This is a genomic window from Pseudomonadota bacterium, assembly GCA_026388275.1.
GTDB lineage: Bacteria > Desulfobacterota > Syntrophorhabdia > Syntrophorhabdales > Syntrophorhabdaceae > JAPLKB01.
Window position 1 is genome coordinate 55,724 of record JAPLKB010000064.1, and the last position, 18,736, is coordinate 74,459.

Below are 18,736 nucleotides of genomic sequence, written 5' to 3' on the forward strand. Positions count from 1 at the left end.
CCATATTAAAAAGTCTCTGATTTCCCTTCTTTTTCTCTTTGATAAAGAGAGTGATAATAACTATGTTTTTCAATCAACTCTTCATGCGTCCCTTCTTCGACAATTTCACCCTGCCTCATTACAAATATTTTATCGGCATGTTCAATCGTTGAAAGTCTATGAGCTATGACAACCGTTGTTCTTGTCCTTGCTACCTCCCTGAGAGCATCCTGTATCGTTTTTTCAGAAATATTATCCAGAGAACTTGTGGCTTCATCAAGGATGAGTATTTCCGGATTTTTAATTAAAGCCCTTGCAATGGCTACTCTTTGACACTGCCCCCCTGATAATGTCATACCGCGGTCACCCACAATCGTATCGTATCTTTCAGGCAGTTCCATAATAAACTGATGAGCATTGGCAATTTTTGCCGCATCCATAATCTCATCTTCAGTAGCATCAAGTTTTCCTATCTTTATATTGTCTTTAACAGAGGCGTGGAATATAAAAGGGTCCTGGCTGACCACCCCTAAATGTCTTAAACATGAAGAGCGTGAATAATCCAAGTAATCGATTCCGTCAATAAAAATCTTACCTTCAGTTGGTACATAAAGACGAAGCAGAATATCAGCCAGAGTTGATTTCCCTGATCCTGATTCCCCGACAATAGCAACCGTATTGTTTCTCGGTATAGTAATATTGATATTTTTCAGAACATCATTTCTTGTGGGATAGGAAAAGGAAGTATTACTCAACCTTATTTCGCTTGTCAGACCTGGGAAATCCTCACCACTATCGTCCATCTCGTACCGGCTATCGGCTAGAGTTTCATAGGTGATACGAATACGAGGCGCCAATCCTTTAAGCCCCATCCATTGATGAGCTATTTCCTTAACAGAAGGCATGAGTCTCATTAATGCACCTAAATAAACAATGATTATAGGGAAAATAATATTGAAACTATCCGGCATATAAAGTTTTGCATAGATAATAGCAAGGACAGTGCTTAAAGAACCGACTGATAAAATCAAATGTGAAGAAAAATAGGATGGCGCTGTATATTTGAATTGTTCTTTCCGTGCAACAACAGTCTCTTTTTTAAGTTTTTCAAACCAGTATTTATAATTATCGAAAAGCTTTATCTGTCTTATACCGGAAATAGATTCCGAGAAAAGTGCTGTAATATTCGTATATGCTACCTGCGCTCTTTTTGCAGCCGGATTGATTATTTTATTTGAAAGCACATAAACAATAATGCTGAATCCGGCGATGACTAAGTACATAAAAAAAGTAAATTTTATTGAAATAGTGAGTAAAAGAACTGTTATAATCAAAATTCTGAAAAATTCGACACCTGCCTTAGGGAAGTAAAAGAACATTTCTCCTACGGACTGTGATGCCTCTCTGCCCACATACATAATTTCACCGTGTTTCCTGGTATGGAAATAACCATATTGATTAAGAAGTATTTTTTGGAATATCCTGTTTTGCAGATCTGAGTGAAGTCTTAAATGATACCGAAGAGAAGTGCTTTCAGATATAATTCCGAGAATCCGGCTAATAATAATCAATATAAGAAGCAGCAAGCTTGCTGAAACAAGCTTATCATCCACGGGCAACAGCGCCGATACTAAATCAAGATATTCAAGTATTTTACCACCGTATTGAGCTGTAGTTTCCGTTTTTGAAAGAATTCTGCTGACAAATGGGTATAACGCACCGACACTGAGCATTTCCAGAAATGCATACGCAAAAAGCAAGGAAAACACAAAGAGAGCCTGGAGCCAGTAAGGTCTTAGAAACCACACCATTATTCTTAAATCGCTAATATTATTTATCTGCATTGCAATCTTTAGTGATAATTGTTTCTGGAATTTTTTATAAATATTCTTAAAAAATATTAAAAAAAATATTGAATCAATGAGATTTTATTAAACCAGCACATCTTTCAAACATCACTATTGTAATTATTGTATCCTTGTTATTTTTAGTCCTTCTTCTTTATAAATACTCTTTTAGAAACTGAACTGAAAAAATTATTTTTTATGTTGTATGGCATTGTTGGTAACAAGAACTTATGATTGTCGCCGTAATATAATTTGAATAAGATTGTTTTACAACCATTCTTCTCAAATATACTATTAAAATCATAAGCATATACCTTAGAATTTTCCGTTGTTAAAACCAAAATATATTTTTTTGATACTCTAACCATATCTTTGAATAACGAAATATCTTTTGGCGGAATGTGTTCGAGCACTGCATTTGCAAAAACTACATCGTAACTTTTATCTGATATTTTCTTAATTTCCTCAGCAGCACTTCCTACAAAAAATTGACCAACATTATAAAGCTCTGGAAAATTATTTTTTAAAGTTTCATTAATTGCTGTCCGGTTAATCTCTATTCCTGCCAAATCCCTAAAACCTTTTTTATAAAGATAATTTAAGTTTCTCCCCGCATTGCATCCTATTTCTAAAAAGGAAGCGTTTTTATCTAGTACCTGCAGTACATCTTCGAATAGTGAATGTGTTGAAATATCCTCTTTAATATAATTCTCAGGGCCATGAGTATCGCCAACATTTCTATCAGACCAATATTTTTTTTGATCTTTTTTAAATGGATTGTTGATACCTTTCATTGCAAGAAATCTCGATATAGGAAAATAATATTTATGCAATATATAGTTGTTTGCAAGTTTATTTTTATCCACAATTTTAAACAAAACAACAGCCCCTATTCTTTGAAAAAGGTCCCAAATGGTAGGTTTATTACTTTTTATCATTTATTATTCCTTTTATTTATCTAACATATTTTCTAATATTGATTGAACTTTATTACAAACATTGCCATGATAACAATTACTGTAAAATTCTTCCTTTAATATTTTCCTGTTAACTTCCTTCAACATATTACCACTCAAATAATTATTTACGTGATGCTTCAATTCTGAATATTCCTTTACTATTACAGGAACATTATCATAATTAAAATGTGTTTCCATGTAATCAGATATTTCATAAAATATAACATCCCTGTCTGAAGCAAGCAGTTCATCACAAATAGAGGTGTGGCAAGCAATAGTCAAATCAGCCTTCGCTGCAATAAAATGAGGATTGTATTTGTCCAGATTCAATTCTATATTTATATTCGCAGCGCTATCTATTTTCTGAACTATATCTGATATATATACACTGCTATAAGATTTAATATCCTTTCCTTTAATAACTATATGAATCTGTGGAAACTCTATAGATAATTGCAATAAATCTTCATAGAATCGTCTCATTTGATCAACCTTTGGCAAAAATAATGAAGTGTTTTGATAATCATTTTCTGGCAATGGATAATCAAATACAAGTACAAGTTTCTTTGATTTTTTAATTACATCATATTTATCATCTGAAATTTTCAATTTATCGAATTCATATAACCTATCAACCCTGGGCAGACCAATTGATACACAATTATCGATATTTGAATTTTTTAATCCTTTTTCTTTAACTATAGGCCCTGCAATAAAGTAATAATCAAAAAGATAATATGTTGAGGCATAAAAAGCCTGTATAAACCTCTCTTGAGTTGCACAAACCTTTACATCAATTAATTGAAGAGCAATAGCCAGTTCTGGAGCGAACAAATAATCATAACCCGCAAGAGCTAATTTTAATTTTTTAAGTTTAGACACAATTGAATAATACAGCTTTATCTTTATGAAAATTATGGATACCAGTATGATAAATACTGCGCCATACCGGTAAACTTCTGATAAAATTTTAAAAGGTGTTTTGGATAATAATAGCAAATAGTCCTTTATGACATTGAATAGGCTTATTCCAAAATCACTTGAATCGATATGGGGTATTTTATTGGAACCATAATATTCATAACATTCTTCCATATAGTCTTTTGTTTTCTCATTCAAAGATATATGCAATATTCTTGAGCTATGCAAGGATGATTTCGAATCTGAACTATAAAATTGATCTTTAACAAAAAGATTACCGAAAAAAATTCCCTGGTGCGGGAAATATGCAACTTCATAAGCTTTTGCGCTATCTAATGTCTGATAGTATGGAGAAAGGGAACTATTTGCATCAATCAATTTATTTTTTTTATTAAATCTTAATAAACTAGTAATTTTATTTAATAAAAATCTGATCAATTTATTATAGATATATTGTGTATCGTAATAATCAGATAAAATAATAAAAGGAAATAATATGATTTTAACATTGGGTTGTAGGTGGTCTTTTATTAAAAGCGCAATGGAGTTGGACGTCAAAAGTCTCACTTTAGTATAAATATTCTTTTTATCTAAGAAATAAAATACCGCATACTGGAATGCAAACGGTTTAATTGCCTTAAATATATTGTGTCTCCAAACAACTTCCATTTTTGTTTTTATTTTTTCAGAAGAATAATATTGATTGATTAAGTTCACTATAAAAGAAAGGTTTATTTTTTCAAATATTTTTCTTTGGAAATCTGTAGCAAAAATATTCCCTTTTTCAAAATCAGAAAAGTGTATGTAATCTTTTTTTATCCATCTATATCCATGTTGTTCTAATCGCTCAATAAGCTTAATACGTTTTTGAAAGTAGAGTGAAACTTCAAAAAAATAAACATCGGTTAATTTGCCACGCTTGAATAGAATTGAAATTAAGAAAGTAATCAAGGTAAGTCTATACAAGACAATTGCTTTTCTATTTTTGCTCAATCTTGTTCTCGTGATTATTCAGACAACCATTCAAAATCAAATATAAATCTCCATCATCTGTTTCAATGTCTCAATTTTATCAGTATCAACATGGTTTTTTTGTTTTAAATTTCCTAAAACAGTTTTTTCCATGTAGATTGGCAAATCCCTAAGAAAATCATCCTTTCCGTAACCAATGCAGGGATTATTGCAGGCAAAACAATCATGCCCAATTCCAACAAAGTAATCAATGTCACTATTAATAAGTGATTTTCTTAATTTTCTTGCTTTTTCATTATTCCATAGCTCATATAATTTATCTTTTTTAACATTCCCGATTGGGTATCTGCTTTGGAAATCATGAGAACAAATTGTTACATCTCCATTTGATTTGACACTTAATGTAATCCAAGGAATTATGCAAACGGGTTTGCTCTTTATGTCTCCATGAAACCTCAATGATTCTTCCATAGGGCTATTGTTCTGAAGCGTGCTAAGTGGCGGAAAAGCTATATTGTCTACCGGCAGAGTCTGCCAGAATTTCATGAATTCATCTCTTTCCCCACTGTTTATTGAAGTTAAAATGGCAGAAATTGAAGTATATACGCTATGTTCATGCTCCTGGTTTAATAAAAGAAAATACAATATGTTAGCCATGGTTACATTAAAAAAGCTTATATTCTTTCTCTTGGGTCTCCTCAATAAATCATATGTTGTCTTTTTTATTGAATCTATTGATATTTGAATTCTATCCAAACCAGATTCTATTAATGCATGACTTATTTTTTTATTCAATATGGTACCGTTTGTAATCAATTCTACGCTTAAAAAATTATTCTTTTTTATGTATTTTATCATTTGTGGTAATTCTTTGTTAAGGAGAGGCTCGCCATGACCGGTTAAAGTCAGTCTAATAAGCTTTTGCCAATTCTGAGAAACAATATCATCTATTGTTTTTTTAAAAATATTAAAATCCATTTTCTCTTTTTTTCGAAGAATATTTTTTGTAGCACAAAAGGGACAGCTGAGATTGCACAAATTGATAGGTTCCATATAAATATGAAGAGGAGGAAGCACTGTTTTCTCAGAAAAACTGTTTTTTATATAATCGTACATTTGGAAATAAAATCCGATATATTCTCTTAAGTTTTTTTCAATCATGTATTTTTCCTTTTGATGTTAATTCTATCATCAATTTGATTAACCATTCCCATTATCAATATGTTACACCATTTGTTATCTCTATAGACTGAATCCGGCAAAACACCTTCCCTTTGAAAACCAGCATTTTCATAAAACTGGATCGCACGTATATTATTGTCGATTACTTCAAGCTTCAGAGTACGAAGTTTTACAATTTCAAAAGCAAGCACCTTAAGACATTGAATGAGAATTTTACCGACCTTTAATTCATCAGGATTTGTGTATATGCCCAAGTATGCATTTTTTTTCTTTCTATCCACTTCGTTAAGGTAGACCACTCCAATATCGTCACTGTTTTCTTCCTGCCCGAGCCAATAATAATTACTATTATCTTTTTTAAGTCTTTCAATGAAATTTAGATGTTCTTCTTTGGATATGACATGATTTGAGTACATCCAGTTCTTTATCTTATCATTGTTTCTCCACTGCCGAATCATTTCCTTTTGCTGATCAGATAAGTTTACAAAATTAACCAGATGTACTTTGTGAATTGTAAAGTTACTCTTTAAATTTATAGACAATATTTCTTACCGAATAATTCTAACGCACTTAAAAGCTTCCGCATAATTATATCCAGAGCACATCCCCCAGTATTCTGCATCTACTTTAATACCTTTAATAGATCTTGGGTGAGGAAATTCCTTTAGCTCAGACTTATACATATTAGCAGCTTTTAATTTAATATCCAAAGTATTGGAAATATCATAAAATACATCAGGAACAAAATTTAAAGGGTAATTCCATTCAGTCGAAGATAAGGTTTTAAAAGTATATAATTCCTTTACAGTCTCGTCCTTTAATGGCCTTGTAGCAACAATCACTGCCTTATATGTTATTTTATGGTCAACATTTAGGTCTTTCTCATAATGCGTAAAAACTATATCCGGTTTAATATCAATTTTAATATTTTCGACAGTTTTCACAATATCTAATAAGGGGATACTGTCAAAACGGTTATCTGGAAAATCAAAAAGATAAACTTCCTTTACTCCGACAACATGAGCAGCATCATATGCCTGTTTTTTTAGCGCATCCAATTCATTTTTTCTATTCTTAACATCACGTTCATTGTCCCGGGAAGTTATTCCTTCACCCAATATCAAGGTATGCACTTCATATCCTTCTCTTGCTAATCGCGATATTGTTCCTCCACAACCCAATATTTCATCATCGGGGTGTGCTGCAACAACAAGTATTGTCTTCATAAATTATCAATTCCTTTTATAAATTCATAAATATTTGTAACACCTTTTCCATCAATTAATTCCCTGCCATTTTGTGAAAGTTGTAATCTTATTGATACTTCTTTTATTTTATCAAGTTGATCAATTATTTTCATATACAATTTTTCATCATCCCAAAATATTTTATCAATTAAAAAACCTTTCTCATAAAAGCTTTCTGCATTTAATTTCTGATCATCATCGACACAAATTGCAATTGTTGGCTGACCCATATAAGCAAGTTCATTTAAAGTTTGACCAGCCGCTGTTATTACCACATCCGCCAAATTAAATAATTTTACTATTTCCTGATCATCGACAAAACCATAAAAATGAATTTTATTTTGTCTGGAAAATTGTGTCTTAAGCTTATTCATATATTCTTCTGTACCAGCAATTGAGACAATGTCATAGCATCCCTTGCCGTTTAAAACATCAATAAGCTTTGGCATTAGACCTCTATAATCACTCCCGCCCATTATAACTAATACTTTTTCAATTTTATCTCTTATTTTAAAATTTATATTAATATCCATTATAGACTTGCGGAGTATTACATATTTAGTGCCACCTATTGCTATGGCAGATTGATTTGTATAATCAATGGAATCACCATATATGTTAGGATTAATTATCAGGTCAACTGGATATTGAATCCGGTTGTAATCATCTATTGTAATGACTTTTTTAAAACATTTTTTAAGAAATTCATAATATTCTGCAGTAGCAAGGTATGAGTCAACAAGTACATATTCAAATAGCCTTGCAATCTTTTCAACCTCATTGGCTTTATCCAACCAGTTAACACATTTGATAAATCTGCTTTCACTTTTGTATCCACTACCATAATAATTTACAAAAACAAGCGCATTGATGCCATTTATTATTAAATGGTCTTTTAAAGCATTACACCTCATGTAATGACCGTAGCCTATGTTTTTACCTGCTTCTGTTAAAATAACTAAATTTTGCATTTATGGATTACCATGGTATTTTTATTGTTCATACTATTTAAAGCGTTTTTATTTCCTTGCCACTTTATAAGTTGTTGTTTTTAATACATTATCATCAGCTATAGGTATGCCCAAAGCATTTTTCAGTTTTATTAATTCCTGACGCAAAGTATCTATCAACTCTTCGTCAGTCATTTTTGTCAGATTTATATGTAAATCCTGCCTGTCGCCTATGCTTAATAAATAATCTTCTTCGTCGGCGATAAGACCCTTCTGCAACGCATAATCATAGATAGGTGTTTTTGGAAGAGGCAGTAAAAAACCTGCTGATGGGTATATAGATAGCTGTCTGCACAAGTCGATAGTTTTTATAATTGTTTCCTTCGTCTCTTGCGGATATCCGAAAACAAGGGACGTTGCAACATCGAGGCCTGCTTTCCTTGCAACCTGTACTTGTTTTATATATTGCTCAATTTCCATCTTCTTATTCATAGCTTTTAAAATATCATTGTCTGCTGATTCAAAAGCACCGCCTATTGCCATTGCTCCCAAGTCTTTAGCTCTTTTTAACAAATCAAGATCCTTCCAAGTAAAAGTGTTTGGCCTACAATTAATTTTCCAATAAAAATATATTTTAGATTTTTCTATTATCTGGCACAGTTCTTCCAATCTTTTTCTAGAAAAGAAAGTGAGTTCGTCCCAAAAATGAACATAATTTATGGAATAATTTTCTTGTAATTCTTTAATAAAATTTACAACCATATTGAATGGGTAATATCTATACCGGTACCCTTTAAAAGCGTGACCACAAAAAGTACAGTTAAAAAGACATCCTCTTGCAGTGTTTATCGGCAGAGCCTTTAGTCTTTCGATGGGAACGGGAGGTATAGGCTCCGATATAGTCTTATAGGACAGAGAAAGATACGTGTTAATGTCAAAAAGAGAATAGTCAGGGAAGTCAACATCTGTAATTTTAGGAATTGCTTCTCTTTGACTTGAAAAAATAATCTTCGATTCACTTCTATATGCAATCCCTGCGACATTTCTCCATTCTTTCCCGGATGCAACTGCCTTTGCTATATCAACAATAGTTCTATCACCTTCGCCAAGGACGGCAATGTCTACCTGCGGTACACATGTCAAAATAATTTCGGTGATTGATGTTGCAACCGTGTTTCCAACCACTATTAAAGTTTTAGGCATTGCTTCTTTGACCTGAATGGCAATTTTCTTTGTAAATTTATAGCCTGAAACAATATTCCCAAAACCAACAATATCATAATTGTTGTTTTTTCTTAAAAAATTGTTTATTTCATCATCATTGTATTCATGCAAATCAATATCGTATATATCGGGATGGAAACCGGCATGATCAAGCGCCGTCGCAATACAGGACAATCCAACCGGTATATATTTTATGATAGTATTATAACGGATACATACATTGATAAGTAGAATTCGCATTAGACCTCCGGAGGGCTTTATTCGTTTTTTAGTCGAAAGACATTCTGAACCATAATTTTTTGAATATCAGCGTCGTCAAAACCATACTTTTCAAAAAAATTATTCATTATATGCACAGAATCCATCAAGCTTATATATGGAAAATCAGATCCATACAATATCCTATCGACTCCAATCTTTTTATAAGCAAAGGCAAAATCTTGTTCCACTGAAGACCCCAAAAAGTATGGTAATGAAAATGATGTTTCCAGAAATATATTCTTTTTTTCGTCAGCAAGAAGCATTGCTTCCAGGATCCTTGCTCCTGCACTGTGAAGCAAAACAATAGGGACTTTTGAAATAAACTCTGATAAAAAAGCTGAAAGTCTGAGGTTATCGTATTTATACATTCCCGACGTTCCATAGCTTGTATCTATGCAAATGAACAATTTATGCTTTTCTGCATACTGGGCAGCTTTCAGAACATTATCGAAATCATTTTCTGTTATTTTTTGAATATATGAGTGGAATTTTATACCATCTATCCCGAGTTCAACTGCTCTGTTTATAGAATCCTCGATCTTGCTATTTCTGAAATTGATAAGGGAAGTAATGTAGCAGTGTTTAAAATCACCTTTCATTCTTTTGATTACGGTATCAACACCATCTTCTGTTATTATGTTTTCGTTCAGAAACATAAAATTTGCACTACTTATGGAGCTTTGAAGATCTTCTAAACTGTCGATGTAACTTTTACTCAATTGCTCTACGGTGATATTATCTTCGTTATACGCTAACTGACCAGAGGTCTGTATGAATGGGTATGGCAAATGAATATTAAAATCGAAAATGTTTTTCATAACTAAATCCTGTTATTTATTTGAAAATAAATAACATAAATTCCTTCTGAGGTATGGGAAGGTAATCATGCTTCAAAATAGCATTATTAGATAATGAAAATGCATATTCGAGCATCAATTCGGGTTTATGATAAAAAACAAAATCCTCTTTTGGATAACTTTGCGTCAAATAAGAACTTAAAAAATCAACAATCAAAACTTCGCGGACACGGCTAAAGGCTTTATCTATGGCAATCTTTGAATACCTATAATTATCAAAAGTGTCTTTCAGGTTAAAATTCAATACACCAAGCATAACGCCAATATCCGTTAAGAGCCCTTCGTCAGTGTGGTTATCAAATATATTCTTAACGTCAAATGTGACATTCTTTTCTAAAGCAAATATATTTCTTGCTTCGCCAATTAAGTCGGGATTTAAATCCCACCCCTTATATGATTTAATATCAATGTTTGCATTTTTTAAGAAACTATAGTAATCCCCAAAACCACATCCAATATCAAGAATATGCCGACTTTTAAAATCTATCTCTCCACTAATGGTCTGCAAAAACCTATATTTCTGCTGCTCCTTCGTTCCCCAACCAAGCGTTCGTACGTCGTATTTAAGTGTTTTATATCTATTCGAGTAACGTTCGACAGTTTCATTAAAAACCTTTTTCAATGCTTCGTCTGTATTGTCCATAATAACCCCTTACTATAATTCTTTAGATATCAAGTATTAGCAAATCCTGATTATTAAATAGTTTGTCATACTCATTTTTTATATATTCCAGAATGACATTGCTGTGAAGTCGAGTAAATATAATAATAAAAACACTATTTATTATTTCCTGCTTGACCTCATTGGGTAGAAAAACGGGAAGATCATCAAGGAAGAAATTCTTTTTTTCCGGGTTAGAATCAACAATAAAGACATTTTTCGGCATGGAATTTCTTTTACTCAAAAATCTTATTAAATTATCATTTGCACCCCAAAGGATAATAGGCATATTCTTCTTTGCATATTCAGTCAATAGGAAATTGGCATTATCTATTTGTGCATCAAATTTATTCATTTTTTCAAGGGCTTTAGTAAAAAATGATTTATTTTTTTCATATTCACCGGGTAATTCTCCCACTTCTGCTTTTCGAAGGATTGGTGAGAAGAAATTTTTATTATCATAATTTGTACTAATTTTTGACGTTAATGTTTCATTTAATTGTATAGAGTTTGCAGAAGCCATTTGCCGATCATGCTTAATAAAAGCCACAGCAACACCATATGGCCTGCTACACAATTCGTATGAACTGTCTATAAGATTAAATCCACAGTTTTCTGCAATTCTTGTGAGCAACCCCAAAGAAAAATGATTAACATGCTCATGGAGCATAAAAGGACTCAGGTACTGAGGATAAAATTCAATGTCGGGTACTTCGCAAATCATAATACCGCCAGCTTTTAAAGCTCTGTGACAATTATAAAAGTAATTTTCTATATTTGTAACATGTTCCAGAACAAAATAATGTGTGAGCACATCACCATTGTTATCATATATTTCTTCAATGGATTGCAGATCTCTTGCAACATTGTTGTTAATCTCAACAGTAATAACCTTGGAAAAAATATCTTTTAGCTTTTTATGAAAGATTGATTGTCTGTTGCTGCCTATTTCAATATAGACCTCTCTATGGGACAGGTTTCTTTTTATGAATTCAATACGTTTGTTGATATCGTAATCCAAAGTCTGTTTATCGTAGGGCGTATAAGAATCGAAGTAATAGTCTTTTAGATCTTTTTCAATAGCCGCTGGTGATACAAAGACAAAACCACACTTTCTGCAAATAACATTGCATACATTAAACTCCCATATTGCTTTTTTTGTCTTTGCGGGAAATGTGTAACTCCAGAGTTTCTCTAAGTCGTTATTATTGCAGCAAGGACAATATCTTTCTTCTAATGCAATCTTTTTTCTCTCAAGCATCATCTTTTCTCCAGCAACAGACTACATCTTTTTGTATCTTATTAAAGCTTGTTCTAAAACTTCATTGTCAACAATAGTTTTATTCACTTTAGATATCTCTATGATCATTTTATGGAAATCAACTCCTTCTCTTTCGGAAAAATTCTTTACAATGTCTTCAAAGGAAGAGTGGAAAGAAGCATAACCAAAAAGCGTATCTTCTTCCTTTACGGAATAGTGGATCCCTTTGGCCAGGAGGTAATTTCTGAAATCTCTGGTTATTTTTAATGCTTTTAGCAAAATATTTTCGTCTTCAAGCATACCCTTTCTATTCATTATTGCCAATAAAGCTTCCGTGGGTACATTGCCACCGCTTCGTCCTATGCCGCCCAAAGTAGTGTCAATGAAATCAGCACCACACTCGATTGCTGCTAGAGCATTTGCCATAACGAGATTCAAATTATTGTGGCCATGAAACCCTATTTTTATATCTCCGATCTCATCTTGTATAATATTTATATATGTTTTAATATCTTCCGGGAACATACATCCGGCAGAATCTACCACATAAATAACATCTATCAGGTCTTTCACGTCTTTTAGATTCTTTGCATATTCTTTTGGCGATACAGTATAAGTTTTCATAAGATTAAGACAAACAAAAATATCTCTTTTTTTTATGGATTCAATAATTCCGATCTGACTATTTAATTCTGACGCATTTATTCCCGCTCTCACACCATATAGGCCATAGCTTTTCAATAGCTGCAGGTCATCCATATCTCCTATACCAGGAATAAAGAAACAAAAAACTTTATTTTTTTCTATTATTCCCTGGAGAACAGAGAATAGCTGTTCATCTGTAAATCCGCTTGAATATTTCCTGTAAGCACCAAGGCCTAATGGATGGCCAATTTCAATGTATTCTATGCCGATATCTGATATCTTTCCTGCAAACTCTGAAATCACTTCAGATTCAATTAAAAAATTAGAGACATATAGACTATCCCTGCATGTATCTTCTAAAATGTTAAACTTATTCACATTCTACCTCTAATCTATCTAATAGGCTTTTCGTTTGAGACACCAACTGTTCTTTACCTGATGTAGTCACAATAATTACGCCATGTCTGTCTGCGCCGCTTCTAATCTCAGGTATTTTATATCCTTTCTTAATAAGCATCTTTAACTTCAGCGTATGGACATCGTCTTCAACATCCTTAATGCCTTTTATATTTTTGACCTCTTTTCCCTTGAGATTTGGAAAAGAGAAGAACTTCATTAACGTCGGTATTTTATTTACTTTAACACTTTTTATACCCGTAGATATACCAAAGACATCTTTAATATACACGTCCAATATGTCTATACCGGATACATGGGGAACAATAATTTCCGAAGTAAAAACTCCTCCCCCTCTATTTGCAATTTCAGTCAAATAAACATCTCCTTCTGTTGTGATTATAAATTCACCATGGAAGAACCCAAAAGATAAGCCTAAATTCTCTGCCACATACTCTGCGTTCATTATTGTTTTATCATATAGTTCATCGTCAAGATCTCCAGGATAAATTATCTCCCCGTCAATAATTCCACCTTTATCCTCCAATTTTTGTTTTGTTGCTAACCCTAAAGCCCTTGGTCCAATTCCTTGGAACATATAACCATCAACAGTTATATCGATACCATTAATAAATTTTTCTGCCAATACCAGTCTTGAATGACAATTAGCCAAAGCATCGTAAAAAGCATTCGGAATATCCTTTTCTTCCTTGATTTTATTAATGCCAAAGCTGCCCCTATTATCTACCGGTTTTGTGATAACAGGCAAACCCACTTTATCAATGAACTGATAGAGATCATAAATTGCAGTGCACAATTGAAACTCAGGAATCAGAATATTAGCTTGCTTTGATACGGTGCGCTGCAAATACTTGTTTGTAGCCCTTTGTGCCTCCATGATCCTTGGGCCGGGAAGATTTAGCTTCTCTGCTATTAGGCTTTGAGCAAAATATGAGTAGTCACATTGATCTGAAATAACTGCATTAGGCTTCACTTTCTCGGCAAATCTGGATATTTTTACCAAATCTCTCAGATCAGTAATTAACATGTCCTTATATTTTGGTGCTTTATAATAGCTATCGTTATAATGAACACCATAAATGTTGACTCCTAATTCACTAAGTTTGTCCAAAAGAGGTTCCTGCTCCCATCCTAAGTTAATAACGAGTATTTTTTTTCTGTTCATTTATTGCCCCTCCAAATCACTCCATTTTAGAAACGTTCCCTGCTGCAGATATTTCTTTGGCTTCAAATGACTGACTATAAAATCTGAATCTCTGCAGTCAATTCCTCGTGGATAACGTTTAAATTCGAAATCACCGTCTTTAAATGGATCCCCTTTCTCTTTTGGATATTTTAAAATAATTCGATAAATTATTTTTTCTTTGAATTTCTTTTCATCGTCATCAATATTGATTCTGCTTTTGCTTATTAGTGATTGTTCCACTGATCTAATGGCTTTCACCATTTCAGTAAATTCTTTTTGATTTAAAGAAATATCGGAATCAGGTGTCTTGAGTTTTCTGTCTAAAGTAAAATGCTTTTCTATCACACTCGCACCCAAACTCACTGCCGCAATGGGAACATATATGCCTAGCGTATGGTCTGAAAATCCTACCGGTTGATTGAACATCATTCTATAAATGTGCATCAGCTGTAAGTTTACTTTATTATATGGCGTAGGATAGATGCTGTTACAATGGAGAATCACGAACCTTTCATTTCCATTATTTTTAAAAATTTTTACGACCTTTTCTAAATCACTGTAGGATACCAGACCTGTTGACAATAAAACTGGTTTACCGGTTTTTGCCACTCTTTCAATAATTTGTGGAAAAGTACCTATTTGCGCTGACGCCAGTTTATATAGTTCTGTTTGGATGCTTTCAAGTATATCAACCGCCTTTAAGTAAGTTGGTGACGCGAAAAAAACAATATTTTTTTTATCAGAATATTCTTTCAATTTGATAAGCCATTTTTCACTGATGTCAATTTGTTTATGAAGTTCTTTAGTTGATTTATCAGGTTTATAATACAATTCATCTATATTAATAGATTGAAATTTTACAGCATTGGCTCCACATTGCAAAGCAGCATCTATCAATTCCAGGGCTAGATTAATATCCTGATTATGGTTGGAAGCAATTTCCGCCACTATAAATGTCTTTCCATCACCAATTAAATGGTTTCCAATATAAATTAAATTCTGTTTCATATCGGTTTTTTGCTCCATAATTTCATTCACCATACTTTTTCTGTTCTATGTGTGCATTAATGTTTTGCCACTCCGGATGCTTTTCCAATAATTCTAAACAGTCTTCCAGACTAAATAAACTATTTTTAGGATAAAGATTCTCTATAATTAATTTCAACAACTCAAAATCTTCCTTTGTATCAACTGTCCACCTGTGTGAACTAAAATCCTTGTAATATCGAATATTAGCAAGTTTAAAATATTTTGAATTTGTTCTGATAAATGGAGTTACATGCTCACGGTCAGGCTGTTTAGTGGCTTCGAAAAATGCCTTCTCAAGAGCCGCATAAGAAAAAATCTCTGTATCCATACCACGCGGATATGTTCTTTCAATGCAGTTCGCAACAAAATCATATCTGGGGTAATTTGATTTATAATATGCAATTACGTTGTCAACCACTCTCGGATCAATTACTGGACAATCAGCAGTAATCCGCACAATTTGGTCAGCCATAAATTCCTTTACCGTGAAATAGAATCTTGACAGCACATCATCTTCAGATCCTCTAAAATATGCAACATTTAATTTATTGCATAAATCAACTATAGGTTGGTCATCCTGATTCTTGGTAGTTGCAACAACAATCTGATCGGCAAGTTTTGACCCCATTAATCTTTCAAGTTCTATCTCCAATAAAGATTTGCCTAAGACGGTTTTTAAAACTTTGCCAGGCAATCTGCTTGATGTCATGCGGGCTTGTATGATTATAGTTGTTTTCATCTGAAAAACCTACCTCTTAAGTTTTTTTATCTAATCGGCAAATATGGGTTTACTATCATAAAAAATAGCTTATACGATAACCATGAAGATAAAATTTACAAATGTTTTCTCAAATCAATTAATTTTAAGATCTTGCTTAAGCCGGTCTAAGCAATTGTGAAACCTTGTTGACCACCTGAATATTATCATTGTTGATTGATTATCTTCCGATTTGAATCATGCTAATGATCTTTTACTAATTCTCTCAAATCATTCACTGTCAGCCATTTGCTGTTTGTTTTGCTATCATACACAAAACCTTCATTAACAGTCTGTCCTCCATTTGACATATGGTTTTTAGAATTCCACCAGTTAAACTCAGGTTCGATAATAAAATAATCATCAAATTCGAGGGTATGTCTGGCATCATCTTCTGTGACTAAAACTTCATGTATCTTTTCTCCAGGTCTGATACCTACAATCTCATAACGGCAATCAGGAGCTATTGCATTGGCTAAGTCAATTAGCTTCATGCTTGGGATTTTCGGAACAAACAGTTCTCCCCCCTCAGCAAGATCAAGACATTTCAATACAAATCTGACACCCTGCTCAAGAGTAATCCAGAAACGGGTCATCCTCGGGTCTGTAATCGGAATAACTCCGGTCTCTTTCATTGTTTTGAATAACGGAATTACACTTCCCCTGCTTCCTATGACATTACCGTAACGCACAACCGAGAATCTTGTATCCTTCCATCCTGCATAGGAGTTCCCTGAGATGAATAGTTTATCTGAGCATAGTTTTGTGGCTCCATAAAGATTGACAGGGTTGGCAGCTTTATCTGTACTGAGAGCAAGAACTTTTTTAACACCGCAATCAATAGCTGCATTAATAATATTTTCAGCACCCATGACATTTGTCTGAATTGCCTCGAAAGGGTTTCTTTCACAGGCAGGCACCTGTTTTAGTGCAGCAGCATGGATAACATAATCAACTCCATAAAAGGCTCTGTACAATCGATCTTTGTCTCTTACATCACCAATAAAATACCTTAGACACCTATGTTCTTTTTCAGAATATATTTGGGACATTTCAAATTGTTTCAATTCATCCCGACTGAATATAATCAATTTTTCAGGTTTGTATTCCTTCAGAACAATTTCTACAAACTTTTTTCCGAAGGAGCCTGTTCCGCCGGTTACAAGTATAGATTTTCCATTAAATATTGACATAAATTCACCTTTCCTTATAATGCTTTCATAAGTCTGTTTGCAACAATCTGCCAATAAGGCAGTTCTTCGGTCCCATCCTTTTTAATATAATAGTTCCTGTATCTGCGGTATGCGTCTTCATCTATCCGTATTTCTTCATTAAGATCAATTGAAACCTCTCTGTCTAAATTGTGGGCCTTCTTTCCGAAAAAAGAAGCCAGCCATTCAATTGTAGGGTCTTCTAATATACTGGCGTTTACCTTATCGGTTGTAAAAAATATCATTGGTTTTTTATAGAGTACAACATGATTAATAGCAGTACTATTATGCATCAAAATAAAATCTGCATTCTTTACCAGTTCCGCTGTCCTGCCCCGTATAATTTCTCTTCCACCGAAATAATCAGGATGTTCTTCATAATGTGAACGCGGATGGGCAGCTATAATAATCCGCACTTTAAAACTTTCTTCAATATAATTAAAAAATTTTACCAATGCAGGATAGTATTCATCTGCAGATATTTTTACCGGTAAATCAAGATAAAGGTAGTCCGTATGAAACGGAAGATATTCATCAAGAAAAACTCCTACAGAAGGAATCTTTTCTTGAGAAATATCTTTTAATTCAAGATATGTATCATAATCATAGCTGTGTACCCATAGAAACTCACTTTTTTCATTTATTGCAAAGTAATTTGCAAGAAAATATTTTTCTCCCGGTGCAAACACGATTCTTGCCGGTTTTACCCCGAAAAATGTAAAGGGAATCATCCTGAATGTTTTATCCAGAACCCTCTCGAAGGTGATTTTTTTCAATCTTCTTAGCCATAATTCCTTCTTGCCTGAACTGACAGGAAGAGCAAACAGTGTTGTTGAAAAATGTATGCCCTGTTTCGACAGCATTCTAAAAATAAAAAGAGAAGCAAGTGTGTAATGAACCATTAAAACAACAAACACAGAACTGTTGAGGGTTTTAATCGCCTCTCTGGCAGCTTTCAAATTTTCAAAAGAACGATGCCCCCTCCACTGAATTGGATCAGGAGGAGCGCTTGTTATGTATCCCTCAGGTACAATAAGTTTGGTAAATTCCCATATCTCTACATCAAACCCGTTGTTCAACATAATTTCTATGCCGAAACGATTATAGTCTCTTTCATTGAAGTATTCTTCAAGAAAATAGATAACCTTTTTAATGTGCATTATTTGGTTG

The 18,736-nt window shown here is 33.2% G+C and carries 17 protein-coding genes; all 17 read right to left on the reverse strand.

Annotation, left to right across the window (positions count from 1 at the left end; all coding sequences use genetic code 11):
* Nucleotides 1–5: 5 nt before the first annotated feature.
* Entirely contained in the window at nucleotides 6–1,823 is a 1,818-nt protein-coding gene (locus tag NT010_16185) for an ABC transporter ATP-binding protein (protein MCX5807579.1), read from the reverse strand.
* A gap of 143 nt (nucleotides 1,824–1,966) precedes the next feature.
* Nucleotides 1,967–2,764 (reverse strand): class I SAM-dependent methyltransferase, encoded by a 798-nt coding sequence (locus NT010_16190; GenBank protein ID MCX5807580.1) that lies wholly within the window; start codon nucleotides 2,762–2,764, stop codon nucleotides 1,967–1,969.
* 12 nt (nucleotides 2,765–2,776) lie between these two features.
* On the reverse strand, nucleotides 2,777–4,699 hold the full coding sequence (locus tag NT010_16195) for a hypothetical protein (GenBank protein ID MCX5807581.1): 1,923 nt from the start codon (nucleotides 4,697–4,699) through the stop codon (nucleotides 2,777–2,779).
* A 36-nt stretch (nucleotides 4,700–4,735) separates the two neighbouring features.
* Nucleotides 4,736–5,839 carry a radical SAM protein gene (locus NT010_16200; protein ID MCX5807582.1) on the reverse strand — a complete coding sequence of 368 codons (1,104 nt, stop codon included), beginning with the start codon at nucleotides 5,837–5,839 and terminating at the stop codon, nucleotides 4,736–4,738.
* Nucleotides 5,836–6,402, reverse strand: coding sequence for a UDP-4-amino-4,6-dideoxy-N-acetyl-beta-L-altrosamine N-acetyltransferase (gene pseH / locus NT010_16205; protein MCX5807583.1), 567 nt, complete (start codon nucleotides 6,400–6,402; stop codon nucleotides 5,836–5,838). The genes NT010_16200 and pseH overlap by 4 nt, the downstream gene beginning before the upstream one ends.
* Nucleotides 6,403–6,408: 6 nt before the next feature.
* The gene (locus tag NT010_16210) at nucleotides 6,409–7,086 is read right to left on the reverse strand and encodes a PIG-L family deacetylase (protein ID MCX5807584.1); all 678 of its coding nucleotides are present in this window, start codon (nucleotides 7,084–7,086) and stop codon (nucleotides 6,409–6,411) included.
* Nucleotides 7,083–8,078 carry a glycosyltransferase gene (locus NT010_16215; GenBank protein MCX5807585.1) on the reverse strand — a complete coding sequence of 332 codons (996 nt, stop codon included), beginning with the start codon at nucleotides 8,076–8,078 and terminating at the stop codon, nucleotides 7,083–7,085. The genes NT010_16210 and NT010_16215 overlap by 4 nt, the downstream gene beginning before the upstream one ends.
* 48 nt (nucleotides 8,079–8,126) lie before the next feature.
* A complete protein-coding gene (locus NT010_16220) occupies nucleotides 8,127–9,521 on the reverse strand; it encodes a radical SAM protein (GenBank protein MCX5807586.1) in 1,395 nt (464 codons plus the stop codon).
* A 17-nt stretch (nucleotides 9,522–9,538) separates the two neighbouring features.
* Nucleotides 9,539–10,360 carry an amidohydrolase family protein gene (locus tag NT010_16225; GenBank protein MCX5807587.1) on the reverse strand — a complete coding sequence of 274 codons (822 nt, stop codon included), beginning with the start codon at nucleotides 10,358–10,360 and terminating at the stop codon, nucleotides 9,539–9,541.
* Nucleotides 10,361–10,376: 16 nt separating this feature from the next.
* The gene (locus NT010_16230) at nucleotides 10,377–11,042 is read right to left on the reverse strand and encodes a class I SAM-dependent methyltransferase (GenBank protein MCX5807588.1); all 666 of its coding nucleotides are present in this window, start codon (nucleotides 11,040–11,042) and stop codon (nucleotides 10,377–10,379) included.
* A gap of 22 nt (nucleotides 11,043–11,064) precedes the next feature.
* Nucleotides 11,065–12,324, reverse strand: a complete 1,260-nt coding sequence (locus tag NT010_16235) for a methyltransferase domain-containing protein (protein ID MCX5807589.1) — start codon at nucleotides 12,322–12,324, stop codon at nucleotides 11,065–11,067.
* Nucleotides 12,325–12,342: 18 nt separating this feature from the next.
* Complete coding sequence (locus NT010_16240) at nucleotides 12,343–13,344, reverse strand: 4-hydroxy-2-oxovalerate aldolase (GenBank protein ID MCX5807590.1); 1,002 nt, start codon at nucleotides 13,342–13,344, stop codon at nucleotides 12,343–12,345.
* On the reverse strand, nucleotides 13,337–14,548 hold the full coding sequence (locus tag NT010_16245; protein ID MCX5807591.1) for an ATP-grasp domain-containing protein: 1,212 nt from the start codon (nucleotides 14,546–14,548) through the stop codon (nucleotides 13,337–13,339). The genes NT010_16240 and NT010_16245 overlap by 8 nt, the downstream gene beginning before the upstream one ends.
* A complete protein-coding gene (locus NT010_16250) occupies nucleotides 14,549–15,610 on the reverse strand; it encodes an N-acetylneuraminate synthase family protein (GenBank protein MCX5807592.1) in 1,062 nt (353 codons plus the stop codon).
* The gene (locus NT010_16255; protein MCX5807593.1) at nucleotides 15,600–16,337 is read right to left on the reverse strand and encodes a glycosyltransferase family protein; all 738 of its coding nucleotides are present in this window, start codon (nucleotides 16,335–16,337) and stop codon (nucleotides 15,600–15,602) included. Before NT010_16255 ends, NT010_16250 begins: the two co-directional genes overlap by 11 nt.
* Nucleotides 16,338–16,558: 221 nt before the next feature.
* Nucleotides 16,559–17,548, reverse strand: coding sequence for a UDP-N-acetylglucosamine 4,6-dehydratase (inverting) (gene pseB / locus NT010_16260; GenBank protein ID MCX5807594.1), 990 nt, complete (start codon nucleotides 17,546–17,548; stop codon nucleotides 16,559–16,561).
* 14 nt (nucleotides 17,549–17,562) lie between these two features.
* Nucleotides 17,563–18,726: a hypothetical protein gene (locus NT010_16265; GenBank protein MCX5807595.1), complete on the reverse strand. Its 1,164-nt coding sequence runs from the start codon at nucleotides 18,724–18,726 to the stop codon at nucleotides 17,563–17,565.
* Nucleotides 18,727–18,736: the final 10 nt, after the last annotated feature.